Genomic DNA, 24343 nt, shown 5'->3' with positions numbered 1-24343 from the left:
TCACAGCCTCACGCCCGGCCATGCTTCCGCCCACGCTCTCGCCCACGCTCTCGTCCCCGGTCACAGCCACGTCCTCGGTCGCACGGCGTTCGCCCGGTCGATCAGCGCGTGGCGTTCGACGCGCGAGTCCGCCGCGAGCGCCAGCCTGCGGAACAGCGACTCCAGCCGCCTGCGCAGCCCCGTCTCGGTGAACGGCGCGTCGGCCAGCCGCACGTCCTTGGGCGGCGGGTTGTTCTCCAGCCAGGTCAGTGCCGCGCCCAGCACCTCGGCGACGAGCAGGTCGCGGCGGCGCGGGTCGAGGTCGGCCTGGTTCGACACCCGCTCGACCGCGCCCACCAGCTCGGCCGGCTTCACCGCGTTCAGATCGGGCCGCCGCACCACCGAGGCCGCCAGCGCGACCTGCGCCGCCACCCGGTGGACCGACGTGGCGGGCACCTCGTCCAGCACGCCCATCCGGCCCGACCTGGCCAGCCCGAACGCCGCGCTGACGTAGGACCGGTCGGTGCGCCAGACCAGCTCGTACCAGGAGGCAGCCGGCTTGCCCGCGCTCTCCAGCGCGAACGCCAGCGCCAGCTTGGGCGCCGTCTCGCCGGGCAGCGCCGACAGGCACGCGTCGAACTGCTGGACCGCCTGGTCCGCCTGCCCGGTGGCCAGCGCCAGCACCCCGCGGTACCAGGTGACCCGCCAGTCGCCCGGCAGCTCGCGGTCCAGCTCGTTCAGCGCGACGGGCGTCTCGGCCGCGCCCGACTCGGCCAGCAGCCTGACCCGCATGAGCTTGGTCTCGGGCGTCTGCGGCATCGCGGCGAGCTGGTCGATCAGCTCCTGGCCGTCGCGCCCGATGAGGCCCGCCAGCGAGCCCGCCGCCGGGTCGGCCGGGTCCACCAGCGGCACCGGGAGCGCCCGCGCCACCGCCGCCGGGTCGAGCGGCCCGAACACCTCCTCGTCCGACTGCGCCAGCGCCGTCCCGACCGCCCGGCGCTCCGGCCCGAACAGCGTGGAGAGCGCCGGGTACGGCACCCCGTCCTCCAGCGCGCTGACCTCCCGCAGCACGCCGACGAGCTGCTCCTCCATCTCCTCGGCGCTCTGGAACCGGGCGGCCGGGTTCGCCGCGGCCGCCTTGTGCAGCAGCCGGGTGAACGACGGGTGCCCGCAGTCGACCGGCAGCGGGCTGGCCACGCCGCCCTTGGCCGGGCTCCATCCCGGGATCGCCAGCACCGCCAGCGTCCTGGCCACGGTGTAGAGGTCGGTGTTCACCGAGGACGGCATCATGTCCAGCTCGGGGGCGTGGTAGCCGACGGTGCCCCACGACGAGCCCACCGGCGAGCCGAACGGCTGCACCGCGCCCATGTCGATGAGCTTGAGCCGCTTGCCGACCCGGATCACGTTCGCGGGCTTGAGGTCGCAGTAGACCTTCTGGTTCTCGTGCATGTACGCGAACGCGTGCAGGATCTCCCTGCCGTACATGAGGGCCTCGCGCAGGGACAGCGTGCCCTGGCGGCGCAGCTCGTGCAGCGACTGGCCGCCGACGTACTCCATGACGATGTAGCCGTGACCGGCCGAGCGCTGGAAGTTGTGGATCTTGACGATGTTCGGGTGGTCGAGCGTGGTGAGGAACTTGCGCTCGGCCTCCGCCGCCGCGATCGCCTCGGGGTCCATGGTGTTGAGCAGGCCCTTGAGCACCACCCAGCGGCCGTCGAGGTTCTCGTCGGAGGCCAGGTAGATCCAGCCGAGCCCGCCGTGCGCCAGGCAGCCCAGCACCCGGTACTGGCCGGCGACCAGATCGCCCTTGTCCAGCTTCGGGGTGAAGGAGAACTGCGTGCGGCAGTGCGGGCAGAACCCGTCCGTCAGCCCCGGCCGCCCGTCGCGGGAGCGGCCCACCGGCTCGGCGCACGCCGGGTTGGCGCAGTACCGCTTGTCCTCGGGCACCTCGGGGTCGGCCATGACGGCGGTGGCCGGATCGCGGTAGGGGATCGAGGGCAGGTCGGCGACGGTGGCCAGCACGCCGGCCCGCGACCTGCCGCTGCTGACCGGGCCGCTCACCGGCCTGCTGCCCACGGGCTGGGTCGCCACGGGGCCGGAGAACGCGCCAGAGGACGGCGCGGAAGGCGCTGCCGTGGCGGGGACGGGCGGTGGGGCCGCCGCGTTGCCGCAGAGGTCGCAGTAGCCCTCTTCGATCGTCCCCGTGCAGCCGGGCTGCGCGCAGCGGGTCATCGCTTACCTCCGGAGATCGCGCGCTGGTAGTTCTCGACGGCCGCGGCCGCCCTCGTCAGGTCGCAGGGCGCGCTCCACAACAACGCGCGCGCCCGCTCGTACAGCTCGATGGCCGCCGGGTCCTCGGCCAGCCCCTTGCGCACCGCCATCACCTGGCAGGCGCCGAGCCGGCCGCGCAGCTCGTCGCGCCGGCCGACCAGCCCGTACAGCGCCTTCGCCGTGGCCAGTGCCTGCTCGGCGGCCTTGCCGGCGTTCTCCTCCAGGGCCGCCAGCCGCTTGGCGCGCTGCACCCAGGCGTCGGTGGCGACGTCGAGCGCGTCGAGCGCGCCCGCCAGCCCCTCCACCCTGCTGCGCGGCTGCGCCTGCGGCGGCAGGGCGATCTTCACGACGACCGCGCCGTGCGCGAGCCTGGCCTCGCTCTCGGCCGCCCGCACCCGGTCGAGCTCGGCCACCAGGTTCTCGCGGCGCCTGGCGTACTCGCCCTTGACCACGAGCGCCAGCTCGACATCCGCGCGGGCGGCGGCCAGCAGGCGGGCCAGCCGGTCGAGGTCCTGCTCGACGGGCGGGCCCAGCGGGTCCTCGACCACCGAGGCGCGCAGCCGCCGCAGCTCCGCCTCCTGGGCGGCCAGGTCGGCGGCCTCGCCCAGCTCGCGTTCCAGCTCCCTGATCCTGCGCAGGTCGGCCTCGGCGTCGTCGAGGCGGGGCAGCACGGAGCCCCATACGGCGTCGATGTCGTTGAGCGCCCCCGTGACCTCGCGGAAGGCGGTGTCCATCCGGGTCACGGCCTCGTCCAGCGTCAGCCGCTCATCGGCCTGCGGGAGCAGCGAGCGCTGCTCGACCGGCTTGGCCGCGGCGCGCACCACCACGGACGCGCCCCCGAGTAACTCGGTGAGCCGGGCGAGCTGGTCGGCGCCCAGGCGGGCGCGGGCGGCCCTGACCTGCTCGGCCTCGCGCAGCACCGCACGGTAGGCGTCGTTCAGCGACCACAGCGCGGTCAGCGCCTCGTGCGCCACGGCCCAGCGGCGCTCGGTCGCCCCCCGTAAGGACGCGCCCCTGATCAGCTGGTAGGTGGTATGGGATTCGAGGTCGAGCAGGTCGCCGGAGATGCGGTCGCGTTCGTCCGCGCGGGCGCGGAGCGCATGCTCTGCGCCTTCCCTGCTCATTGGTGGTCCCAGGCTCATCACGCTCCCCGTGAAGAGGCCCCCCGATGCCCCCGTTATACCCGCCCAACGGCGGGTCCTCGGGCTTTAGTTCCTTTGGCTCGGGGGGACCCCTGACTTGTCCCTGATTGAACCCCGGGTCGCCTGCAAACCGCTTAACGATCTCTTAGCGTTGCATGCATGGGACGGATACTTCTGATCGTCGCGGCCGTCATCGCCGCGCTCATGCTGCTCGGCCCCCTGGTGGGCTTCGCCCTCACGCTGCTCAAGTGGGGTCTCGTCATCGGCGCCGCGGTGCTCGGCGTCATGTTCCTGTCGAAGTTGCTCAAGAGGACATAGCTTCCTGACAGATCCCCAGTCATAGTTGGGTGATGGAGGCGCGGCCCGCGGTAGACGATGCCGCGCTCGGGCGTGAGGCGCTGGCCGTGCTCGAGGCGAACTGGACGGGCACCGGCACCGTGCCCGCACCAGGGCTCTATCCCCATCAGTGGAGCTGGGACTCCGCGTTCGTCGTCATCGGCCTGGCCAGGCATCGGCCGGACCGGGCCCGCGACGAGCTGCTCAGCCTGCTGCGGGGGCAGTGGGCGACCGGCATGGTGCCGCACATCGTCTTCCACACGCGGGAGGCGTACTTCCCCGGGCCGTCCGTCTGGCGCTCGCAGGAGCACGGCGCGGCCCCGCGCGTGCTCACCTCGGGCCTCACCTCGCCGCCGCTGCACGGGCTGGCGCTGTGGTGGCTCTACCGGCACACCGGCGACGCCGCGTTCGTCAGGAAGGCGTACCCGGCACTCGCCGCCCAGCACGAGTACCTCGCGACCGCGCGCGACCTCGGCGGCGCGGGGCTGGCGGCGATCGTGCACCCCTGGGAGTCGGGCATGGACGACAGCCCGGCCTGGGACGCAGCCCTCGACGCGCTGCCCGTGATCAGGTACGGCTACCGCAACGTCGAGATGGACGAGCGCCACCCCGACAGCGACCACGACCGCTACGTCTGGCTGGCGATGCGTTACCGCGACGCCGGGTACGACCCCGGCTACCTGCGCGACGAGCATCCGTTCGCGATCGAGGACCCGATGTTCAACGGGATCTGGCTGGCCTCGTGCCACGCCATGGCCGAGCTGGCGCCGCTGGCGGGCGCCGATCCCGCGCCCCACGCCGAGCACGCGGAACGCCTCAGGCAGGCCATGCTCGACCGGCTGTGGGACGGCTGCTTCTACGCCAGGGACCTGCGGGCCGGGCGGCTCATCCGGGTGTGCACGGTCGGCGCGTTCGGGCCGCTGCTGGACCCGGGGCTGCCGGCCGACCGCCTGCGGGCCGCGGTGGAGGTGCTGGAGTCGGCCAGGTTCATGGGGGCCACCGGCTATCCCGTGCCGAGCACCGAGATCCGCGCCTCCCAGTTCGACCGCACACGCTACTGGCGCGGCCCGTCCTGGGTGAACACCAACTGGCTGCTGCGCCGCGCCGCCGCCGTGCACTCGCTCGACCACCTCGGCCAGCAGCTCACCAACGGCACCCTGCGGCTCGTCCGCCAGGCCGGTTTCCGCGAGTGCTTCGACCCGTTCGACGGGAGCGGGCGGGGCTGCCGGGACTTCTCCTGGAGCGCGGCGCTCACCCTGGATCTGCTCGCCGATAACGTAGGGGAATGAGCATCTTCCGCCGCCTGCCCGCCGATGTGCGCAAATCTCTCGACACCGAGCAGGGGGAGCGGGTGCTGACCTTCACCGAGGGCGCCGACGGTCATGTGGTGGCCACGAACCTCGCGCTCTACCTGTCCGACGGCACCAGGGTGCCGTACGAGGAGATCGACAGGGCGTCGTGGGACGAGGAGGGGGTGAGGGTGCTCACCACGGACGGCGTCCGGCACTTCGAGCGGATCTCCGAGCCGCGCATGCTGCCCGAGACCTTGCGGGAGCGCGTCAACTCCACGATCGTGGTGAACAAGCACGTCAGCCTGCCCGGCAGGGGCGGGGTCCGGCTGGTGGCGCGGCGCCGGCCCGGCGGCGAGGTGCTCGGCTGGACGTTCGTCTTCGACGAGGGGCTCGACCCCGCGGACCCGGGGCTGCGCGCGCAGGCCGAGCAGGCCCTGGAGGGCGTGCGGCGGAGCATGGGCGTCTGAGCCGGCCCGGCCGAAGGGGACGGGCGTCCGAGACGGCGTCCGAGGGCCGGAACGGCGGCCTCAAGAGGCCGTGGGCGGCATGGGCCGGGGTCTCAGGCGCGCGGGGGTGTGAGGCCCCTTCCTGCCCATGCCGCTCCGGCGATCGTGTCCGATCAGTAGGGGATGCCGCTCTCCCGGGCCTTCTGGTCCGCGACGTCCTCATCGGGCCAGCCGGTGCCGGTCTCGGGCTGGTGCCCGTCGGAGTGGAGGAACGGGATCCGCTGCTGCAGCGTGCCCCCCACCTTCGATCTCGCCATCCCCGCGAACCTCGAAGCCTGCGCCCCGACCACCCCGGCCACTTCCTGCACCCGGGGACTGTCGGCGACGCGCTGCGCCGTCCGCTTGATCTGCTCGTACCGTTCGCGTCCCGCCCGGCTGCCGAGCACGTAGCCGACGGCCAGACCAACAGCGAATGTCATCCGATAACGCATTTTGCACCTCCGCTGTCTCCGGGCCTACCCCGCTCGCGATGCGACACGCACTCCCGGAGTGCGCTAATCTATTCCTGCGCACAGCGAAGGGGCCGAAGGGCCCCGGCGAAGTGCGCAAACAGATCGATCCCGCGTAGCTCAACGGCAGAGCAGCCGGCTGTTAACCGGCAGGTTATAGGTTCGAGTCCTATCGCGGGAGCTGCACCGCTCAAGCCCCCTCTCCCCTCACGGAGAGGGGGCTTGAGTCGTTTCCGGAGCCCTGCGCGGTTCGGTCTCCCAGTTCATCGGCCACCGGGTGTTGTCCCAGGTCAGCCGGCCAAGTCCTGGCATCATGACGGCTTGGGGATGCCGTGATGGCTGAGGTGGATTTCCGGGCCGCGTTCGATGCCGCTCCGGTCGCGCTGGCGGTGCTGTCGCCCGATCTGGCGTTCGTCGCGGTGAACCGCGCCCATGAGCGGTTGTTCGGCCGCACGAGCGAGGAGTGCGTCGGCCACGTCTGCTTCGAGGTGTTCCCGAGCGAGTCGTGGCCGGAGGGCAGGCAGGCGCTGCGGGCGTCGCTGGAGCGGGTCCTGGCCAGCGGCGACTGTGCGTCCGATCTCCTGCTGCTGCAGCGATACGACGTCGAGGTGCCCGGCCGTGCCGGCGAGTTCGCGGAGCGGTACTGGAGCGCGGCCCAGTTGCCCGCTGCCGGATCGCGACGGCACGGTCTGCGGCCTGATCGTGCGGCTGCAGGAGGTCACCTCGTTCGTGGAGTCGATGCGACAGGAAGGCCGGTCGGAGTTCTCCGCGGTCGAGCTGAGCGAGATCGCCGTGGTCGAGGCCCAGCTGTTCGCGCAGACCGGGGAGCTGCAGGAGGTCAACCGGCGGCTGCGCAGCGCCGAGGCCAGGCAGCGGCAGATGGCCGAGGAGCTGCGTGAGCTGGTGCGCCGGCAGCGCCGGGCGATCGCCGACACCTCCCACGATCTGCGGGGCCCGGTCACCGGCCTGCAGGCCCGGCTGGAGGACGCGCTGGCCGACCCGCCCACCGACCCCCGTGAGATCGTCGAGGCCGCCCTGCGGGACGCGGAACGGCTCGGCGACATCGTCAACGACCTGCTGGAGCTGGCCCGCCTGGAGTCCGGCGGCCCCGTACCCACGGAGCCGGTCGATCTCGCCCGGCTCCTGCGGCGCGAAGTGGCCCACCGCAAACCCGCCGTCGCCACCACCTCGCATCTGACCCCGGGGATCGTGGTGGACGCCGTTCCGATCCGGCTGGCCCGCATCGTGGACAACCTGCTGGCCAACGCCGAGCGCCACGCCCGCTCCCACATCGACGTGCGCCTCACCGCCGGCGACACCGCCGGCGACACCGCCGGCGACACCGCCGGCGACGGTCACGCCGTCCTGGAGGTGAGCGACGACGGCCCAGGCGTGCCCGACGCCGACAAGGAGAAGATCTTCGACCGGTTCTTCCGCCGCGCCGACGCGCGCGCCAGCGACGAAGGCGGCAGTGGCCTGGGCCTGTCCATCTGCCGCCAGATCGCCGAGGTCCACGGCGGCACCCTGCACGCCGCCGACCGCGCCGACGGCTCCCCCGGGGCCCGCATGATCCTGCGCCTGCCCCGGCGCCGGCCCTGACGGTCTGATCACGCGCACCTGAAGGCGGCTTCGGCGCTCTTCAGGCTGACTTCAGGCGCGGCGGGCGACCCTCGGGGCTGTCGAATCGTCTCGGGGAGGGAGTTCCCATGTTGAAGCGACGCCTCGCGATCGTCGCCACGTCCGCCGCGCTCGGGCTCGGCGTCATGGCGGGATCGGCGCTGGCCGACGACGGCCCGGTCAGGGTGCACGGCAAGGCCGGCGAGGTGGTGGCTGGCGCGCACGAGGGTCGGGGGTTCCACGACGGCGGGCACGGTGGCGGGCACGGTGGCAGGCTGACGTGCTGGATGAGTGACGGCGACGTCGTGAGGCTCTCCAGGGCCAAGGTGGCCGAGCTCGTCGAGGAGAGGTACATCGAGCCCGAGCTCGCCGAGGCCGTCGTCGAGGACGGCGTGACGGTCGTGCCTGAGGACCGGCTGTCGATCAGCGTCCCGGCCGGGAAGCTGCCCCGGGAAGTGGTGAAGAGGAAGCACGCGGGCAAGCGCTGGCACCACAGCCGCGTCATCCATCTCACCTGCGTCTGGAGCAAGTAGGCGCGGTCCGCGCCCCCGGAGCGCGTCCGGGGGCGCGTTTCACACCGTGTAGTGCGATGGTGACACGTTTTCGGGTTCGGCGGACAAAGCGGGGCGCGGTACGGAAAATGGGAGGGCCGGTCCCTCGGGCCGGAGCCGCGGGAAGTCGTCGGTGGCGGGGAGAGGGCGCCATCACCAGGACGTGCCGCCGACCCGGAATCGGCGGGGCGCTCCGATGACGGAGAAGTGCTGGTTGCCGCGTGCGTACCTGGATCAGGAACCTTCGCCCCTTCGACGTGCTCGCCGCCCAGGCGGTGATCGAGCGCACCACCGACATGCGGGAGGCCGAGCGCTTCATCAGGCTCCACCACGCAGAGAACCCCTCGGCGGGAGGGCTGCACGCGCGCCTGCGCGACATCGCCAGGGACGTGGCCCGCTACGGGACCTATACGCACACGTACGAGGAGCTGGAGTTCGGCGCCCGGGTGGCCTGGCGCAACAGCAACCGGTGCATCGGCCGGCTGTACTGGCGCTCGCTGAAGGTGCGCGACCGCAGGCAGGTGAACACGGCCGAGGGGGTCGCCCTGGAATGCGTGGCCCACCTGCGCGAGGCCACCGGGAACGGGAAGATCAGGCCCACCGTCACCGTGCTGGCCCCCGACACGCCCGCCCAGCGCGCGCCCCGGCTGCTGAACGACCAGCTCATCCGCTACGCCGGGTACCGCACCCCCGACGGCGTCGTGGGGGACCCGCGCAACGTCGCGCTCACGGAGACGGCCGGGGCGCTGGGCTGGCGGGGGCGGGGCGGCCGGTTCGACGTGCTGCCGCTGGTCATCCAGCCGGCGTTCGGCGACCCGCTGCTGTGCAACGTGCCGGGGGACGCCGTGCTGGAGGTGCCGCTGGCGCATCCCGACTACGCGTGGTTCGAGGAGCTGGGGCTGCGCTGGCACGCCGTGCCGGCCATCTCGGACATGTGCCTGGAGATCGGCGGCATCTGCTACCCCTGCGCGCCCTTCAACGGCTGGTACATGGGCACCGAGATCGGCGCCCGCAACCTCGCGGACGCCGACAGGTACGACCAGCTCCCGGTGGTGGCGCAGCGGCTCGGCCTGGACACCTCCACCGAGCGCTCCCTGTGGCGCGACCACGCGCTGGTGGAGCTGAACGTGGCGGTGCTGCACTCGTTCGAGCGGGCGGGGGTCACGATGACCGACCACCACACGGAGTCGCGCCGGTTCCTGACCCACCTGTCGAAGGAGGAGAAGGCCGGGCGGGTCTGCCCGGCGGACTGGTCGTGGATCGTGCCGCCGCTATCCGGCAGCGCCACGCCCGTCTTCCACCGCTACTACGACACCAGCGTCCTGACCCCCGCCTTCGTCCATCACCGTCAGGCGCTCGCGTAGCGCGGCCAGCTCGGCCGCGGTCAGGCCGCCCGCCTTCAGGCGTTCCTCGACGTCCAGGCCCGCCAGCAGCTCCGTGACCACCGCGGCGGTCGTGGTGCCGGCCGCGGCCAGGCGGGCCTGGACGCGCAGGGCGTCGTCGGGCTGCCCCAGGAGGGCGTACAGGGCGCTCAGGCGGGTCGCGGACCGCTCGTAGTCGGCCAGGATGTCCCCGGGCGCGACCCCGGCCAGCGCGAGCAGCAGGAGGGCGATCAGGCCCGTGCGGTCGCGGCCGGCCACGCAGTGCACGAGCACCCCGCCGGGAGGGGCCTGCGCGATGGCGCGCAGCACCCGCGCGCTGCGGTCGGGCAGGCTGTCGAGGTGGTGGCGCAGGTAGAAGGGCGTGCCGTTGCAGCGGCCGTGGCCGGGGTCGTCGCGGCTGTCCAGCGGCAGGCTGACGACGGTCATCCCGGGCGGGCGGTGGCCGGGGGCGGCGTGGTGCTCGCCGGGGATGCGCAGGTCCACGATGGTCCGTATGCCGTGGGCCGCTGCCGCAGCCCATCCGCTGCCGGTGAGCCGGTCCGGCGTGTCGGAGCGCACCACCGCTCCCCAGCGGGTGCGCCTGCCGCCGGCCGCTCGCAGGCCGCCCAGGTCGCGCACGTTGTGACAGCCGTCCCAGGCCAGATCGCGTTCCATGCCCCTCATCCTTGCCTTCCCTGCCTAGAACATGGTTCTGTTAGGGGCATGGTGGACCTCGTGCTCTCGACTCTCGACGACCAGGGCGTGCTCACCCTGACCTTCAACCGGCCCGACACGCTCAACGCGTGGACCGACGCCATGGGACGGCGCTACTTCGACCTGCTGGCCGAGGCCGAGCGGAATCCCGACGTGCGTGCCGTGGTGGTCACGGGCGCGGGCAAGGGGTTCTGCTCCGGCGCCGACTTCAAGACGCTGAACGCCATCCAGACCGGCTCGTACGACGAGGTGCCCGACCCGCGGCCCAACACCTTCCCCACGACCATCGGCAAGCCGATCGTCGCCGCGGTCAACGGGGCCTGCGCGGGCCTCGGCATGGTGCACGCGCTCGTCTGCGACCTCGTCTTCACGGCCGAGGAGGCCAAGTGGACGACGGCCTTCTCGCGCCGCGGGCTGATCGCCGAGTACGGGCTCTCCTGGGTGCTCCCGCGCGTCATGGGGCAGCAGCGGGCCATGGACGTCCTGCTGTCGGGGCGGGTGTTCACCGGGCGGGAGGCGTACGAGCTGGGGCTGGCCAACCGCGCCGTGCCGGGGGAGAGGCTGCTGCGCGAGGCGCAGGAGTACGCCGGGGAGCTGGCGGCCTACAGCTCGCCCGCGTCCATGGCGATCATCAAGCGGCAGGTGTGGCACGACTGGGACGCCACCCTGGAGGAGTCCGCCAAGGCCGCCACGCAGGAGATGATCGCCTCGTTCGGGCGGCCCGACTTCGCGGAGGGCGTCGCCAGCTTCCTTGAGCGGCGCCCGCCGGACTTCCCGCCCCTCCCGTGAGGGTCAGGAGACCTCCCGTGAGGGTCACGAGACCCGGTGGGCCCCCTTGGCCGCCGTGGCCGGCAGGAAGCGGGGGGCCTTGAAGCCGCGTTCGGCGTAGGCGTTCGACACCGACTCCTTGACGCTGTCGAGGCGCTCCAGCGGCACCAGCGCGATCGCCGAGCCGCCGAAGCCACCGCCCGTCATGCGCGCGCCGCGGGCCCCGCCCTTGAGCGAGGCCTCCACGGCCACGTCGAGCTCGGGTGACGAGACCTCGTACAGGTCGCGCAGCGACAGGTGGGAGGCGTTCAGCAGGGCGCCGATCTCCGTGACGGCGCCCGCGCGGAGCAGCCCGACGAGGGCCTCGACGCGGTGGTTCTCGGCGACGACGTGCTCCACGCGCTTGCGCTCGTCGCCCTGGAGCCGCGCGAGCGCGCCCCCCAGGTCGGTGACGTCGCGCAGGGCGGCGACGCCGAGCTTGCGGGCCGCCGACTCGCACTCGGCGCGGCGCTTGGCGTACTCGCCGCCGGCGTGCTCGTGGTGCACCTGCGTGTCGATGATGAGCATGCTCAGGCCGTGGGAGGCCAGGTCGAGCGGGATGTTGCGGGAGCCGAGCGAGCGGCAGTCGAGGAAGAGCGCGTGACCCTCCTCGCAGAGCGCCGAGGCGGCCTGGTCCATGATGCCGCAGGGCATGCCGACGAAGTCGTTCTCGGCCTTCTGGCTGAGCAGGGCCAGCTCCATCGGCGTCATGCCGAGGGCGTGCACGTCGTTGAGCGCCGAGGCGACGGACACCTCGAGTGCGGCGCTGGAGCTCAGGCCCGCGCCCGAGGGGACGTCGCCGTCGATCGCGATGTCCGCGCCCCGCACCCGGTCGCCGAGCATGGCCAGGACGCCGACGACGTAGCGCGTCCAGCCCCGGGACTCCTCGCGGCTCGCCATGGTGACCGGCTGGCCCGAGTCGGACTGGAGGGACAGGACGCGGATCGTGTCGTCGTCGCGCGGCGTGAGGGCGGCGGTCACGCCCCACGGCACCGCGAACGGCAGGACGAAGCCGTCGTTGTAGTCGGTGTGCTCGCCGATCAGGTTGACCCTGCCGGGAGCATGCCAGACGGTCTGAGGGGACGCGCCGAAGGCGGCACGAAAAGCTTCAACAACGCGCATAACCGAACACTCCTCAACAAAGGCCCGACCGTAGACTAGCGCCATGGAAGAGCTCCTGGATCCAGGGCTCGGTCAGGTCCGGGTGTTCCTGTTGCACGACGACAACAAGCCGCGCAAGCTCAAGCACAACCTGGGCCATCCGCGGCTGCTGACCTTCGGCGGCGCCCACTCCAATCTCATCAGGGCCGTGGCCGAGGCCGGGGCGCGACACGGCATCGAGACGATCGGGGTCATCCGCGGCGAGGAGCACCTGCCGCTCAACCCCACGCTGGCCCGCGCGGCGGCCTGCGGCATGACCCTCACCTACCTCGACCGGGCCTCCTACCGGCTCAAGCACACCGAGGAGGTGCGGGCGCGGCTGCGGGCCCGGTGGGGCGACGTGGTGATCCTGCCCGAGGGCGGGAGCAACGCGGCGGCCGTGCGGGGCTGCGCCGAGCTGCCGGGGGAGATCGAGGAGGACTACGACGTCATCTGCTGCCCCGTGGGGACCGGCGGGACGCTGGCGGGGATCTCGGCGGGGCTGCCCGAGGGCCGGCGGGCGCTCGGGTTCGCGGTGCTGAAGGGGGCCGGGTTCCTGGAGGGGGAGGTGGCCAGGCTGCAGCGGGAGGCGTACGGGCGCACGTGGCCGAACTGGACGATCAACCTGGACTACCACTTCGGCGGCTACGCGCGCTCGACCCCCGCCCTGGAGCGGTTCGCCGCCGAGCACGGGGTGGAGCGGATCTACGTGGCGAAGATGCTCTACGGCGTCCTCGACCTCGCCCGCCGGGGCGCCTTCGCGCCCGGCACCCGCGTCGTGGCCGTCGTCACCGGTCAGCCCTCGACCCCCGTGGACGTGTGAGCCGCCCCCACCGGCTTCGACTCGGGTGAGCCGCGCTGGCGCAGGTAGATCGACAGCACCACCATCGACAGCACGGCCAGCAGCTCCGACTGCCAGTTCTGCAGGCTGCGGTCCCAGAACTCCGGCGAGGTGACGTACGCGTCCCACGAGACCGGATCCCGCAGGTCGCCGAGCCGCTCCCCGTTGTACGCCGCCTGCCCCGCCACCGACTGCGCCAGCCACGACAGCAGGAAGACGGCCCCCATCACCAGCCCGAGCGAGTTGCTGAACAGCCACAGCCTGATCCCCTTGACCCTGGCCCAGCCGGGGGAGTCGGCGTCGGCGTACCGCCCGATCTGCTGGTCCTCGTCGGACTCGGCCCCGGCCTTGCCCGGCTCCTTGGACTCGGGCGAGCCCTTCTGGACGAGCCAGACGGTGAGCATGATGAACAGGAAGAACTGCAGGTACTCCGACTGCCAGTTCTCCGCCACGTTCACCGCGAACGCCGAGGAGGCCACGTACTGCACCAGCGAGACCGGCTCGGCCCCGTTGGCCGCCTGCTGGTCGTTGTACTGCAACATCCCGGCCACGGCCTGCCCGCCCACCGCCAGCAGGAACATGATCAGGAACGCCAGCGACAGCGAGTTCTCCTTGAGCCATCTCACAGTTTCGACCACCCCAGGGCGAAGAACCAGGCCAGGCCGACCACGATCACCAGAGCGGTCAGCGTGAACATCACCCGCATCAGTCGTCCACCTCGCAGTCATACGGCAGGTCGCCCATCGGCACGCAGCCGGCGGCCCTGATCCGCCAGCCGTCGCTGAAGCGGTGCAGGAAGAGCGTGTCGCCGGCCAGCCGCACCTGGGCGTCCTCGCCCCACACGGCCACCGACGTGACCCGCCCGCCGGGCCCGAGCCGCAGCTCGCGCAGCGCGTCAGCGCAGCTCTGGCCTTCGTCGGGGAGCTTGTCGGCGGTCTTGCGGGCCAGCATCGCGCACGCCGCCTCCTCCTGGTGCGCGGAGAGCGCGGCGTGGAAGCGCTTGGCCGCGCGCGCGGGGGAGGCCGTGTCCGCGGCGCAACCCACAGTAGTCAGAGCCATCACCAGCACGACGAGCGCCATCCTCATGTGCCCCTGCTACCCACAGGAGAATCAGGCATGCTGGTCCGATGCAGAGGACCGACACGCCCGACTCCTGGGACGAACGCAGCACCCTGACCACCATTCTCGACTACGCGCGCGCGACCGTCGCGGCCAAGTGCGAAGGCATGAGCGACGAGGACGCCAGGCGGGCGCCGCTGGCCACCTCCCCGCTCATGACCGTCTCCGGCCTGGTGAACCACCTGCGGTGGAACGAGCACTACTGGTTCGAGGTGATGTTCCTCGGCGGCGAGGACCGCGGGCCGTGGACCGACGAGGACCCCGACGCCGAGTTCACCGCGTCACTGAAGCTCCCGCTGGCCCAGGTGCTGGAGGACTACCAGGCCCAGTGCCGCAGGGTGGACGAGCTCGTCGAGGGCATCGGCCTGGACGAGCGCTCCAAGGGCGCCGACAGCAAGGGCAACCACCTCACGCTCAGGTGGGTCATCGGCCACATGACCGAGGAGACCGCCCGCCACAACGGCCACCTCGACATCCTGCGCGAGCTGGTCGACGGGGTGACGGGCTTCTAGCCGAGCTGGTCGAGCACCGGCGCGACCAGCGCGTTGAGCTCGCGGGTCAGCACGGTCACCGCCCGGTGCGCGCTCTGCTCGACCTCCATGTGCGGGCCCTCGGGCTCCGGCGGCAGGTCGTCGAGCGGGAGCGGCGCCTCGACCAGCAGCGAGGCCCGCAGGAACGGCAGCCGGGCCAGGTCCTGCTGGGTCGGCTCGACGTACTGGCCGAAGGTCTCCTGCCAGCCCAGCCAGCCTCGGTCGCGCCACCAGGCCCGCGAGCGCCGCAGCTCCTCCGGCAGCGGGGAGACCAGCCTGACCCGCGCGTAGAGGGTGCCGTCCCAGGTGTTGCGGTGGCAGCTCGCCTCCAGGACGCGCCGGTCCCACCGTACGAAGCCGGGGGTCAGTGACGGCGGCGTGGCCAGCTCCCACGCCGTGCAGGCGAACCGCACGGGCGCGATGTCGCCCCACTCGAACTCGTCGAGGTTCTTGCGCACGTGTACGGCATAGCGCCCGTCACGGTCCCTGTCGAACTCCTGATCGATCCAGAACGCCTTGCCCATGCCCCATACGCTACGGCGCTCCCCGGCCCTTCCGCGTACGGACCCAAGATCTCGGAATGCGCTGTGACGCCGGTGACACATCTGTAGTTTTTTCACATTGTTGAGTGACATTGGGGTGAGCGATGGCGTCCGAACAGCTCGACGCGGCCATGGATCATTGGAAAGCGGGAGACCTGGACCGGGCCGCCGCGCTGTTCAGGCAGATCGCGGCCACCGGGGACCCGGAGGCGTCCCACCTGCTGGCCGGGCTGCTGCAGGAGCAGGGGGACCTGGAGGGCGCGGAGGCGGCGCACCGGTCGGTGATCCAGTCGGGAGACCCGGTGTTCGGGCAGCGCTCGGCCATCGCCATGGGGATGATGCTGGTCACCGCCGAGGAGTGGGCCGCGGCGCACCGGGTGCTGATGATCGCCTCCGACGGCGCCGACTTCGAGGTGGCCGCGCTCGCGGACACGGCGCTGGTGCTGGTGCTGACCCAGCTCGGTGACGCGCAGGGCGCGCAGGAGTCGCTGGAGCGGGCCCGCAGGTGCCACAGCCCCGCCGTGGCCGAGCTGGCCGCGCGGCTGGAGCTGCCCGAGTTCGACCAGGACCCGGCCTCGGCCCGCGACCTCTACGCCGAGGCCGAGGACGAGGACGACTACCGGGAGCTGCTCACCTGCGGAGATCCGGAGATCGTGGCGTTGTCGGCGTTCCGGCTCTACCAGCTCTACGCCGAGCAGGGCGACTTCGACTCGGCCCGCGAAGCCTGCGAGCACGCCATCGCCGTCGGCTCCCCCGACCATCGCGCCATGGCACACAAGCTGCTCGGCGCGGTGCTGGTGGACCTGGGCGAGTACGCCGACTCCGCCGCCGCCTACCGGGTGGCCGCCGAGGACCCCAGACCGGAGCTCCGGCTGCCCTCCCTCATCGAGCTGGCCAAGGTGACCGCGCAGCTCGGCGACGACGAGGAGACGAAGGCGATCTTCCACCGGGTGATCGCCAGCGGCCAGCGCGAGTACGCCGTGCAGGCACAGGCGTGCCTGGCCCAGATGCACACCGAGGCGGGTGAGCCGGCCGAGGCGCTGGCCGCGCTGCGCGCCGTGCTGGAGTCGGGCGACCTGGAGTGGCCCGCCGCCTGCGTCACCCTGCTCGGCCTGCTGCTCGACCAGCACCCCTGGGCGCGCGAGGAGATCCTGGAGCTGCTGGCGCTGGCCGCCGCGCACGACGACCAGGACACCGCGTTCAAGGCCGCGCTGCTGCTCGACCACGCCGCCAGGCAGCAGCCGCTGGCCGACCCCGTCGAGGAGCAGGCCCTCCAGGACACCGACGACGGCATGGAGGCGCTCCAGGCCGGCGAGCTGGCCGAGGCCAGGCGGCTGCTGCGCCGGGCCGTCGACTCCGGCGCGGACTTCCAGGCGCTGCGGGCCATGGTGGTGCTGGCCAAGCTGGAGCTGGGCGAGGGCGACCGGGAGCAGGCGGACGAGCTGCTGGCGTACGTGGCCGAGGGCGACGACGTGCTCCAGGGCTTCAACGCGGCGTTCCTGCTGCACCTGCTGCGCGCGTCCGCTGACGAGCCGCACCCGGTGCTCGCCGCGATGCTGGAGCACCAGCGGCTGGGCAGGGAGGAGGGGCTGGCCCGCTACCAGGAGGCGGCGCGGCACCCCGACCCCGCCGTGGCGGCCATCGGCACCGCCGTGTTCGCGCAGGTGCTGGCCTCCATCGGGTACGACCTGTCCGAGGTCGCCGAGATGTTCCTGTCGGCGGCGGGGAGCGGTGACCCGCTGGCGCTGTCGTACACGGCGGTGATCTGCAAGGACGTGCTCGGCGACAAGGCGCACGTGGCGGAGCTGCTGCGCGCGGCGCTGGCGGGCGGGCATCCGGCGCTGGCCCCGTGGGTGGGGTGGGCGCTGGGCGGGCTGGTCGCCGAGGAGGATCCGGAGCAGGCGCGGGCCGCCTACGAGGCGGCGCTGACGGCGGGGCACCGGGGGGTGCGGTTCGAGGCCGCGTCCGGGCTGACCGGCGTGTACGAGCAGCAGGGCGACCTGCTCGCCGCCTGCCGGCTGCACGAGCGGCTGATCGCCGAGGGGGAACCGGAGCGGGCCGCGCTGCCGCTGGCGTTCAACCGGATCAGGCTGGACGACGTCGCGGGGGCGCGGGCCGCGTTCGAGCTGGGCGCGGGCGAGCTGTGCCGGTTCGGGCGGCTGGTGCTCGACGAGGACTTCGAGGCGGCGGCGCGGGCGATGCCCGAGGGCGAGGAGCGGGCGATGGCCGGGCTGCTCGCCATGGAGTGCGCGAACGCCTGGCAGCGCACCGGCCGGACCGGAGCCGCCGACGGGGCGCTGTCGCTGGTGGCCGCCGCCGGTCACGCCGGCCAGCGCCAGCAGGCCGGCTGCCTGCTCGGCGCGCTGCGCGGCGACGCGGGGGACCGGCGCGGGGCGGTCGAGGCGTTCATGGGGGCGCTGGGCGACGACGAGCACCTCAACGGCGTGGCGCTGCGCTCGGCCGGCGAGGTCCTGCGCGAGCTCGGCGAGCACGCCGAGGCGGTGGAGGTGCTGGCCCGGGTGCCCGACCCCGACCGCGAGCTGACCATGCTGATCGCGGAGTCGCTGGTGGAGTGCGGGCGCGTGGCGGAGGCCCGTGAGTGGCTGATCGAGGTGTTCGGCGCGGCGGACGCGCACGACCGCCCGGCAGGCGCCGCCGTGACGCGGGACGCCGGCGGCGCCGCCGTGACGCCGGGAGCGAGCGTGCACGAGCGTGCGGGCGGCGCTGACCTGGCGCCGAGTGCGGAGGTGACGGTGCCTCTGGCGCGGTGGTTGCGGCGGCGGGGGGACGCCGAGGGGGCGCTGGCGGTCATGCGGGCCGCGCCGCCCGAGGTGTCCGGGCTGTCGGAGTGCCTGCTCGGCAGCCTGCTGGCCGAGACCGGTGACCTGGCGGGAGCGAGGGCGGCGTACGAGCGGGCCGCAGCGCTCGACCCGGAGACGGAGCCGGAGGTCATGGTGGAGGCGGGCCGCTGCCTGCTGGCCGCCGGCGACCCCGAGTCGGGGACGTTCGCGCTGGAGCGGGCCGCGGCGCAGGAGGACGACGAGCACGCCGCCGCCGTGGCCCGCCACCTGCTCGGCCGCGCCACCCCCGACGAGCTGCCCTGGGTGCTGCTGGCCGAGGGCGACGGGCAGGGCGCGCTGGCCGCGCTGACGGAAGGCGCCGGGTCGGAGCCGCTGGCCGCGCTGCTGCTCGCCCTGCACGACGACGACGTGCCCGGGGTGCGCCGCCTGCTGGCCGGGCTCGCCCCCGCCGACCGCGCGGAGGCACTGGACGAGATCATGGCCAGGGCTCCGCACGCGAACGCGTTCTACCGCCTGGTCATCGAGGAGGCCGAGCCCGAGCTCGCCGCCAAGGCCGCGATCGACCTCGGCGCCCGGATCGCGGAGGAGGGCGACAACTGCCGCTCCGAGCTCTGCTTCCTGCCCGCCACCGGCCACCCTGCCACGGCCGCCGCGGCCTGGCGCAACCTCGCGGTCGTCCGCCACCGCCGCGGCGACCTCGGCGGGGCGGTGGAGGCCGCCAGGGCCGGACTGCCCGCCACCGCCGTCCTCGCCGCCGACCTGCTCGCCGAGCGCGGCGAAGCCGCGCAGGCCCGGCTGCTGCTGACGGACGCGGCCGCGGCCGGCGACCTCGAATGCCTGCGCAGGCTCCTCCTCCACCTGCTCGACGAGCAGGACCACGACGCCACGATCGAGCAGGCGGAGCGCGCCGTGGGCACCGGCGACCCGGAGACCGTGGCCGTGGGCTACTGGGCCTGGGGCGGCGCGCTCGGCGCGCGGGGGGAGACGGGAGAGGCCGCCCGCATGTACGCCAAGGGCATCGACGCCGGCCATCCCGAGCTGTCGGAGTCCCTGCGGCTCGACCTGGCCACGGCCCTGCGCGAGCTGGGCGACGCGGCCGGGGCCGAGCGGGAGCTGGCCCTGGCCGCCGGCTCCGGTCACCCGTACGCCGCGGCCAAGGCGAGCGTGCAGCGCGGCGTCTGGCTGTACGAGGAGGGCCGGCCGGTCGAGGCGGCCCGCTCGTTCGCCGCCGCGCTCGGCACCGGCATGGCGGGCACCGCGCTCGACGCGCTGAACGGCATCTCCCAGGAGCTCTGCGACCGGGGCGAGCACGGGCCGGCGCTGGAGGTGCTGTCGCTGATGGGCGAGCACGCCGCCGCCCAGGCCCGCGACCTCGGCGGGCGGTGCGCGGACCCGGTGGCCGTGGTGCGGTACTACGAGGTGGCGGGCTCCGACCCGTACACCGAGATCGAGGCGGCCGGGCGGCTGGCGGAGCTGGGGGAGACGGCGGCGGCGCGTGCCACGTACGAGCGGCTCAACGAGCACGAGGACCCCGACGTGCGTTTCGTGGCCGGCGGCAGGCTGCTGGAGCTGCTCGACTCGGCGGGCGACGCCGAGGCGTTCTACGACCTGGCCGAGCGGCGCGCCGGCGACGCCGACAGCCCGGCGCCCGGCGTGTTCGGCGGCCTGCTGGGCATGTTGCAGGAGCGCCAGGGCGACACCGAGGCGTCGCTGCGCACGCTGCGCGAGGCGGCCACGAACGGCGAGCCGACCACGCTCAGCGTGTACGCGCAGACCCTGGTGGGCGCCGGGCACGTGGACGAGGGCAGGCAGGTGTACCTGCGGGTGCTGGAGGCCGGCGACGACGACCTCGCCGCCCGGGCCATGATCGCGCTCGGGCAGACGTACCACGAGGAGGACGAGGAGCGGGCGCAGGCCTGGTACCGCAGGGCGGTCGAGCAGGGCGAGGGGCACATCAGCGCGCTGGGCGCGATGTATCTGGGCGCGCTGGCCAAGCGGAACAGGAACTACGCCGAGGCGCTCATGTGGTACCAGCGCGTCATCGACGCGGGCGATCCCGAGTCGGGCATGGCGGCGGCGCACCTGGGCGAGCTCTGCTACTGGCTGGGCGACCGCGACGGGGCTCTGCGGTACTACGAGCTGACGCTGAGCCTGAGCGAGCGGCCGGAGCTGGTGGCCGAGGCCGCCTGCCGGCTCGGCGAGATCCGGTACGAGCGCGGCGACCTGGAGCTGGCCCGCCGGCTGCTGGTGACGGCCGTGGAGGCCGGCGACCCGGCGTTCGCCGCCGAGGCCGAGACGCTGCTGGCCAAGCTCGCCTGAAGGCCGGTTCACCCTGTCATGACAGCGGGGTGAACTTGCGTTGAATAAAATGACCAAATAGTCTCATCTAGTCAAACAAATGGGGTGAGACGCATGGCCAGGGTCGGACGGCCGCCGCGGGACCCGGCCCGCCAGCTCGATCGGGCGCACCGGATCCTCGACGCCGTCGCCGAGCTGGTGCTGCGCTGGGGCTACGACAAGACCACGATCGACGACATCGCCCAGCGCGCCGGCGTCGCCAAGGGCACCATCTACCTGCACTGGAAGACCCGCGACGACATCTTCGCCGCGTTGCTGCGCCGCGAGCGGGTCCGCATGATGACCGAGGTCCGCGACCGCGCGCCGGCCACGCTGAGCGAGCTGTTCGGCGAGATCTCGCGGGCGCTGCTGCGCAGCCCGCTCCTCCAGGCGGTGCTGACCGGCGACCCCCAGGTGCTCGGCAAGCTGACCCGCCAGAAGCGCACCAGCACGAGCTGGCTGCAGACCGGGGCGGCCTTCGAGCCGTACGCGGCCGAGCTGGTCGAGCGCGGCGCGATCCGCGAGGACCCGGGCGACCACATGGTGCGGGTCGGCTCCATCGTCTACGGCTTCGTGCTCATGCGCACGTCGCTGCCCGAGCACGCCGTGCCGTCCGACGACCGGGTGGCGGAGCTGGTGGCCGACACCATCGAGCGCAGCCTGAGCACGGGCCGCCCCATGTCCGCCGCCGACGCCGAGGCGGTCGCGCGGGCCACCCTCGAATTTCTCGACGCCGCTGTGGAGGTGGCCCGGCGCAAGCTGGACGCCTCCCTGAGGCTCTAAGGAGCGTGTGCAGTGAGGGCCGTACTTCCTCTCGACGACCCCGCGGCCGACCTCGCGACCGCGGGCGGCAAGGGCGCCTCCCTGGCCAGGATGGCAGGGGCGGGGCTGCCCGTGCCCGGCGGCTTCCACGTCACGACCGGGGCCTACCGTGCGTTCGTGGCCGGGTTCCACGAGGAGATCCTGCGCGCCGCCGCCGAGGACCCGTCCCGGATCCCGCCGCTGTTCGCCGCGCGCGACGTGCCCGGCGAGCTCGCGGGGGAGATCCTGCGGGCGTACGCGGCGCTCGGCGACGACGTGCCCGTGGCGGTGCGCTCGTCCGCCACCGCCGAGGACCTGCCCGGGATGTCGTTCGCCGGGCAGCAGGACACCTACCTCAACATCAGGGGCGACACCCTGCTCGACGCGGTCAAGCGCTGCTGGGCCTCGCTGTGGAACCCGCGCGCGATCGCCTACCGTGACCAGAACGGCGTGCCGCACGACGACGTGGCGCTGGCCGTGGTGGTCCAGGAGCTGGTGGACGCCGACGCCGCGGGCGTCATGTTCACCGCCGACCCGGTCACCGGCGCGCGCGACGAGACCGTGATCAACGCCTCGTGGGGCCTCGGCGAGGCGGTCGTCGGCGGCCAGGTCACCCCCGACACGATCACCGTGTCGGACGGCAAGGTGATCGCGGCGAGCACCGGCGACAAGACCGTCATGACCGTGCGCACCGACGGCGGCACCGAGGAGCGGCCGGTCCCCGAGGAGCTGCGCGGCGCGCCCGTGCTGGACGACGCCCAGGCCGTGGAGCTGGCCGGGCTCGGCGCCCGCGTCCAGACCCTGTACGGCACGCCCATGGACGTGGAGTGGACCAGGCGCGCGGGCACGTTCGCCATCGTGCAGGCCCGCCCGATCACCGCCCTGAAGCCGCGGCTGGAGGAGTGGAACGACAGCCTCAGGGGCGACTACCTGTGGACCGGCGGCAACCTGGGCGAGGCCATCCCCGACGTGATGACCCCGATCACGTGGTCGTTCGTGCGCCGGTTCATCGAGGAGGCCATGTCCGCCTCCACGCTGCCCGGCTTCGACCTGGTGGGCAACATCGGCGGGCGCTTCTACATGAACCTCAGCATCGTGCACTCCATCGCCGCCGCCCTGGGCATGAAGAGCAGGCTCGGCGTGACCGAGCAGGTCTTCGGCAAGCTGCCGCCCGGCCTGGAGGTGCCGCTGGTGCCGGTCTCGCGGTGGCGGCTCATCAGGGCGGTCGTGCCCATGTCGATCCGCATCCGGCGCCGCGTCGCCCGCCATCTCGCGCACATGCCCGAGTTCCTGGCCGGCTCGGCGACAAGGTGCGAGGAGCTGCGCGAGCGCGCCGCCGCGACCGGTTCGGGCGCTGAGCTGGCCGCGCTGTGGGAACGGGAGATCGGGCCGCACCTGGTCACCTCCTCCCAGATGCTGGAGGCCGCGGGCCGCCAGGGCGGCGCCACGCTCGTCTACACCCGCGACCGGCTGCGCACGATGATGGGCGAGGTGGACGCCGAGGCGATGCTGACCGGCGTCAACGCCGACGGCGAGCTGGCCAGCATGGGGCCGGTGATGGGCCTGTCCAGGCTGGCTCGCGGGGAGATCACCAGGGAGGAGTTCGCCCGCGCGTACGGGCATCGCGGCCCGCACGAGTTCGAGGTCTCGATCCCCCGGCCGGGAGAGGACCCGGCGTGGATCGACGCCCAGCTCGCCGGCCTGCGTGACCTGCGGGACGGCACCGAGGCGCTGCTGGAGCGGCAGGGCGAGGCCAGGGAGCAGGCGTGGGCGCGCTTCGCGCGGCGCTACCCCGGCAAGCAGGCCCGGATGCGGGAGAGGGTGCGGCGGTGGAACGCGGTCGTCCGCGACCGGGAGAACGCCCGGTCGGAGAACATCCGGGCGTTCTGGGTGCTGCGCGCCTTCGTCGTACGGGCGGGGGAGCTGACCGGGGCCGGCGACGAGGTGTTCTTCCTGTACCTGCCCGAGTTGCTAGCGCTGCTGCGCGGTGACCGGTCCGTGCTGGAGAAGGCGCCGGTGCGGCGGGCCACGTACGAGCGGTACGCCTCGCTGCCGCCCTACCCGGCGCTGATCGTGGGCCGCTTCGACCCGGTGCGCTGGGCGGCCGACCCTGCCAGGCGGGCCGACATCTACGACGCGCGGGGCGCGTCCGCGCCGGTCAGCGACACCGTCACCGGCTTCCCCGGCGCGCCCGGAGTGGTGGAGGGCACCGCCCGGGTCCTGGCGAGGCCGGAGGAGGGCGAGCGGCTCAAGCCGGGCGAGATCCTCGTCACGACGCTGACGAACGTGGGCTGGACGCCGATGTTCCCGCGCGCCGCGGCCGTGGTCACCGACATGGGGGCGCCCCTCTCGCACGCCTCGATCGTGGCCCGCGAGCTGGGCATCCCGGCCGTGGTCGGCACCGGCAACGCCACCATGCGGGTGCGCGACGGCGATCGGATCAGGGTGGACGGCGAGCGGGGCACGGTCGAGTTGCTGGGATGAAAAGTCTGCGTCAAGTCGGCCCGCTCGCCGGTCGGCGTGTGATCACTTCGTTGACCATGATCGAACAGTGGATCCTGGAAGACGAACGGGAGCTGGAGGCGCGCTGCGCCCGGTTCAGGGCCGCCAAGCAGACGCTTGACCGCGGTGAGGGTGGGGACGAGATCGAGGATGAGGAGGACTCCGCGGCGTGAGCTCGCCGGGCTGCCGCCGTCGCTGGTGGCGGAGGTCGAGCGCCGGCTGGGCGCCGTGCGGGGGTTCGAGCCGCGCCAGGGCGGCTTCTCGTACGGCGTCCGCGGCATCGCCACCGTCGACGGGCACCTGAACGGCGGCTGCTCGCGCGGCGGGCGGGTGTTTCTCAAGGCGGTGCCGTCCGGCGCGGACCACGCGGGGGACTACCGGTCCGAGGCGGTGGTCAGCGCGGCCCTGCCCGCCGCGGTGCCGGCGCCGCGCTTGCTGTTCTCCTGCGAACGGGACGGCTGGGGCTGCTCTGCTCGGAGGAGGCGCCGGGCCGGGTGCCGCACGAGCCGTGGCACCCGGGGGAGCTGGCGGCGGCGCTGGACATGCTGGCGGCCTGCGCGGGCCCGCTGACCCCGGCGCCGCTGGCCGGGCCGCCGACCGTGGCCGCGCGCATGGCGGGCCGCTGCGAGCTCTGGCACGCCCTGGCCACCGGACCGGCCACGGCCCGCACCCACCGGCCGGCACGGCAGGGCAGCTCAGAGCCGG

At 73.3% G+C, this 24343-nt stretch carries 24 protein-coding genes and 1 tRNA gene; 16 read left to right on the top strand and 9 right to left on the bottom strand.

The window, feature by feature from the left end; all coding sequences use genetic code 11:
- Window positions 1–60: 60 nt before the first annotated feature.
- Complete coding sequence (locus HD597_RS37895; protein ID WP_253748736.1) at window positions 61–2211, bottom strand: serine/threonine-protein kinase; 2151 nt, start codon at window positions 2209–2211, stop codon at window positions 61–63.
- Window positions 2208–3374: a coiled-coil domain-containing protein gene (locus HD597_RS37890; RefSeq protein ID WP_253748735.1), complete on the bottom strand. Its 1167-nt coding sequence runs from the start codon at window positions 3372–3374 to the stop codon at window positions 2208–2210. The genes HD597_RS37895 and HD597_RS37890 overlap by 4 nt, the downstream gene beginning before the upstream one ends.
- 177 nt (window positions 3375–3551) lie before the next feature.
- Between HD597_RS37890 and HD597_RS37885 the strand changes: the two genes are divergently transcribed.
- The 3 genes from HD597_RS37885 to HD597_RS37875 are packed head-to-tail and all read left to right on the top strand — an operon-like array spanning window position 3552 to window position 5487.
- On the top strand, window positions 3552–3710 hold the full coding sequence (locus tag HD597_RS37885) for a hypothetical protein (RefSeq protein ID WP_253748733.1): 159 nt from the start codon (window positions 3552–3554) through the stop codon (window positions 3708–3710).
- A gap of 32 nt (window positions 3711–3742) precedes the next feature.
- Window positions 3743–5017, top strand: coding sequence for an amylo-alpha-1,6-glucosidase (locus HD597_RS37880; protein WP_253748730.1), 1275 nt, complete (start codon window positions 3743–3745; stop codon window positions 5015–5017).
- Entirely contained in the window at window positions 5014–5487 is a 474-nt protein-coding gene (locus HD597_RS37875; protein ID WP_253748728.1) for a hypothetical protein, read from the top strand. The genes HD597_RS37880 and HD597_RS37875 overlap by 4 nt, the downstream gene beginning before the upstream one ends.
- Before the next feature lie 152 nt (window positions 5488–5639).
- On the opposite strand, the gene HD597_RS37870 is transcribed toward HD597_RS37875, so the two are convergent.
- Window positions 5640–5957, bottom strand: a complete 318-nt coding sequence (locus HD597_RS37870; RefSeq protein ID WP_253748726.1) for a YtxH domain-containing protein — start codon at window positions 5955–5957, stop codon at window positions 5640–5642.
- 127 nt (window positions 5958–6084) lie between these two features.
- Between HD597_RS37870 and HD597_RS37865 the strand changes: the two genes are divergently transcribed.
- Window positions 6085–6156 (top strand) — tRNA-Asn (locus tag HD597_RS37865).
- A gap of 130 nt (window positions 6157–6286) precedes the next feature.
- Here the strand turns inward: HD597_RS37865 and HD597_RS37860 are convergent.
- Complete coding sequence (locus HD597_RS37860; RefSeq protein WP_253748724.1) at window positions 6287–6451, bottom strand: hypothetical protein; 165 nt, start codon at window positions 6449–6451, stop codon at window positions 6287–6289.
- Between HD597_RS37860 and HD597_RS67010 the strand changes: the two genes are divergently transcribed.
- The 4 genes from HD597_RS67010 to HD597_RS37845 all read left to right on the top strand — a co-directional run bounded on the left by HD597_RS67010 (window position 6380) and on the right by HD597_RS37845 (window position 9507).
- Window positions 6380–6874: a PAS domain-containing protein gene (locus tag HD597_RS67010; RefSeq protein ID WP_372513638.1), complete on the top strand. Its 495-nt coding sequence runs from the start codon at window positions 6380–6382 to the stop codon at window positions 6872–6874. The genes HD597_RS37860 and HD597_RS67010 overlap by 72 nt on opposite strands.
- Complete coding sequence (locus tag HD597_RS37855; RefSeq protein WP_276084555.1) at window positions 6855–7574, top strand: sensor histidine kinase; 720 nt, start codon at window positions 6855–6857, stop codon at window positions 7572–7574. Before HD597_RS67010 ends, HD597_RS37855 begins: the two co-directional genes overlap by 20 nt.
- A gap of 107 nt (window positions 7575–7681) precedes the next feature.
- Window positions 7682–8125, top strand: a complete 444-nt coding sequence (locus tag HD597_RS37850) for a hypothetical protein (RefSeq protein ID WP_253748720.1) — start codon at window positions 7682–7684, stop codon at window positions 8123–8125.
- Between the two features lie 239 nt (window positions 8126–8364).
- Window positions 8365–9507: a nitric oxide synthase oxygenase gene (locus HD597_RS37845; protein WP_253748718.1), complete on the top strand. Its 1143-nt coding sequence runs from the start codon at window positions 8365–8367 to the stop codon at window positions 9505–9507.
- On the opposite strand, the gene HD597_RS37840 is transcribed toward HD597_RS37845, so the two are convergent.
- Window positions 9415–10179 (bottom strand): tyrosine-protein phosphatase, encoded by a 765-nt coding sequence (locus HD597_RS37840; protein ID WP_253748712.1) that lies wholly within the window; start codon window positions 10177–10179, stop codon window positions 9415–9417. The two genes, HD597_RS37845 and HD597_RS37840, sit on opposite strands and share 93 nt — an antisense overlap.
- A 60-nt stretch (window positions 10180–10239) precedes the next feature.
- Here HD597_RS37840 and HD597_RS37835 point away from each other — a divergent pair, with 60 nt between their 5' ends.
- Window positions 10240–11007, top strand: coding sequence for an enoyl-CoA hydratase-related protein (locus HD597_RS37835; protein ID WP_253748710.1), 768 nt, complete (start codon window positions 10240–10242; stop codon window positions 11005–11007).
- Between the two features lie 24 nt (window positions 11008–11031).
- Here the strand turns inward: HD597_RS37835 and galK are convergent, their stop codons facing one another.
- Window positions 11032–12147, bottom strand: a complete 1116-nt coding sequence (galK, locus tag HD597_RS37830; RefSeq protein WP_253748708.1) for a galactokinase — start codon at window positions 12145–12147, stop codon at window positions 11032–11034.
- A gap of 43 nt (window positions 12148–12190) precedes the next feature.
- Between galK and HD597_RS37825 the strand changes: the two genes are divergently transcribed.
- Window positions 12191–12988 (top strand): 1-aminocyclopropane-1-carboxylate deaminase/D-cysteine desulfhydrase, encoded by a 798-nt coding sequence (locus HD597_RS37825; RefSeq protein WP_253748705.1) that lies wholly within the window; start codon window positions 12191–12193, stop codon window positions 12986–12988.
- Here HD597_RS37825 and HD597_RS37820 read toward each other — a convergent pair.
- Window positions 12961–13632, bottom strand: a complete 672-nt coding sequence (locus HD597_RS37820) for a DUF6766 family protein (protein ID WP_253748704.1) — start codon at window positions 13630–13632, stop codon at window positions 12961–12963. The two genes, HD597_RS37825 and HD597_RS37820, sit on opposite strands and share 28 nt — an antisense overlap.
- 79 nt (window positions 13633–13711) lie before the next feature.
- Window positions 13712–14092 carry a hypothetical protein gene (locus HD597_RS37815; protein WP_253748702.1) on the bottom strand — a complete coding sequence of 127 codons (381 nt, stop codon included), beginning with the start codon at window positions 14090–14092 and terminating at the stop codon, window positions 13712–13714.
- Between the two features lie 41 nt (window positions 14093–14133).
- On the opposite strand from HD597_RS37815, the gene HD597_RS37810 reads away from it, so the two are divergent.
- The gene (locus tag HD597_RS37810) at window positions 14134–14637 is read left to right on the top strand and encodes a DinB family protein (protein ID WP_253748700.1); all 504 of its coding nucleotides are present in this window, start codon (window positions 14134–14136) and stop codon (window positions 14635–14637) included.
- Here HD597_RS37810 and HD597_RS37805 read toward each other — a convergent pair.
- Window positions 14634–15179, bottom strand: a complete 546-nt coding sequence (locus HD597_RS37805; RefSeq protein WP_253748698.1) for a hypothetical protein — start codon at window positions 15177–15179, stop codon at window positions 14634–14636. The genes HD597_RS37810 and HD597_RS37805 overlap by 4 nt on opposite strands.
- 122 nt (window positions 15180–15301) lie before the next feature.
- Here HD597_RS37805 and HD597_RS37800 point away from each other — a divergent pair, with 122 nt between their 5' ends.
- From HD597_RS37800 to HD597_RS37780, 5 genes are all read left to right on the top strand, one after another.
- Window positions 15302–20317 carry a tetratricopeptide repeat protein gene (locus HD597_RS37800; protein ID WP_253748696.1) on the top strand — a complete coding sequence of 1672 codons (5016 nt, stop codon included), beginning with the start codon at window positions 15302–15304 and terminating at the stop codon, window positions 20315–20317.
- 93 nt (window positions 20318–20410) lie between these two features.
- Window positions 20411–21118 carry a TetR/AcrR family transcriptional regulator gene (locus HD597_RS37795; RefSeq protein WP_253748694.1) on the top strand — a complete coding sequence of 236 codons (708 nt, stop codon included), beginning with the start codon at window positions 20411–20413 and terminating at the stop codon, window positions 21116–21118.
- 12 nt (window positions 21119–21130) lie between these two features.
- On the top strand, window positions 21131–23620 hold the full coding sequence (locus HD597_RS66155) for a PEP/pyruvate-binding domain-containing protein (protein WP_253748692.1): 2490 nt from the start codon (window positions 21131–21133) through the stop codon (window positions 23618–23620).
- 50 nt (window positions 23621–23670) lie between these two features.
- Complete coding sequence (locus HD597_RS37785) at window positions 23671–23811, top strand: hypothetical protein (protein WP_253748689.1); 141 nt, start codon at window positions 23671–23673, stop codon at window positions 23809–23811.
- Window positions 23789–24208, top strand: coding sequence for a hypothetical protein (locus tag HD597_RS37780; protein WP_253748687.1), 420 nt, complete (start codon window positions 23789–23791; stop codon window positions 24206–24208). The genes HD597_RS37785 and HD597_RS37780 overlap by 23 nt, the downstream gene beginning before the upstream one ends.
- The last annotated feature ends 135 nt before the right edge of the window (window positions 24209–24343 follow it).

The organism is Nonomuraea thailandensis, from assembly GCF_024172165.1.
GTDB lineage: Bacteria > Actinomycetota > Actinomycetes > Streptosporangiales > Streptosporangiaceae > Nonomuraea > Nonomuraea thailandensis.
Note: the sequence above shows the minus strand (reverse complement) of the source record. Positions and strands in the feature narration are given on the sequence as shown.

Excerpts from the sequence above, each read along its gene's own strand:
- HD597_RS37895 (WP_253748736.1), bottom strand. The coding sequence starts at position 2,211 with ATGACCCGCTGCGCGCAGCCCGGCTGCACGGGGACGATCGAAGAGGGC.
- HD597_RS37890 (WP_253748735.1), bottom strand. The coding sequence starts at position 3,374 with ATGAGCAGGGAAGGCGCAGAGCATGCGCTCCGCGCCCGCGCGGACGAA.
- HD597_RS37885 (WP_253748733.1), top strand. The coding sequence starts at position 3,552 with ATGGGACGGATACTTCTGATCGTCGCGGCCGTCATCGCCGCGCTCATG.
- HD597_RS37880 (WP_253748730.1), top strand. The coding sequence starts at position 3,743 with ATGGAGGCGCGGCCCGCGGTAGACGATGCCGCGCTCGGGCGTGAGGCG.
- HD597_RS37875 (WP_253748728.1), top strand. The coding sequence starts at position 5,014 with ATGAGCATCTTCCGCCGCCTGCCCGCCGATGTGCGCAAATCTCTCGAC.
- HD597_RS37870 (WP_253748726.1), bottom strand. The coding sequence starts at position 5,957 with ATGCGTTATCGGATGACATTCGCTGTTGGTCTGGCCGTCGGCTACGTG.
- HD597_RS37855 (WP_276084555.1), top strand. The coding sequence starts at position 6,855 with ATGGCCGAGGAGCTGCGTGAGCTGGTGCGCCGGCAGCGCCGGGCGATC.
- HD597_RS37850 (WP_253748720.1), top strand. The coding sequence starts at position 7,682 with ATGTTGAAGCGACGCCTCGCGATCGTCGCCACGTCCGCCGCGCTCGGG.
- HD597_RS37840 (WP_253748712.1), bottom strand. The coding sequence starts at position 10,179 with ATGGAACGCGATCTGGCCTGGGACGGCTGTCACAACGTGCGCGACCTG.
- galK (WP_253748708.1), bottom strand. The coding sequence starts at position 12,147 with ATGCGCGTTGTTGAAGCTTTTCGTGCCGCCTTCGGCGCGTCCCCTCAG.
- HD597_RS37825 (WP_253748705.1), top strand. The coding sequence starts at position 12,191 with ATGGAAGAGCTCCTGGATCCAGGGCTCGGTCAGGTCCGGGTGTTCCTG.
- HD597_RS37815 (WP_253748702.1), bottom strand. The coding sequence starts at position 14,092 with ATGAGGATGGCGCTCGTCGTGCTGGTGATGGCTCTGACTACTGTGGGT.
- HD597_RS37810 (WP_253748700.1), top strand. The coding sequence starts at position 14,134 with ATGCAGAGGACCGACACGCCCGACTCCTGGGACGAACGCAGCACCCTG.
- HD597_RS37805 (WP_253748698.1), bottom strand. The coding sequence starts at position 15,179 with ATGGGCAAGGCGTTCTGGATCGATCAGGAGTTCGACAGGGACCGTGAC.
- HD597_RS37800 (WP_253748696.1), top strand. The coding sequence starts at position 15,302 with ATGGCGTCCGAACAGCTCGACGCGGCCATGGATCATTGGAAAGCGGGA.
- HD597_RS37795 (WP_253748694.1), top strand. The coding sequence starts at position 20,411 with ATGGCCAGGGTCGGACGGCCGCCGCGGGACCCGGCCCGCCAGCTCGAT.
- HD597_RS37780 (WP_253748687.1), top strand. The coding sequence starts at position 23,789 with ATGAGGAGGACTCCGCGGCGTGAGCTCGCCGGGCTGCCGCCGTCGCTG.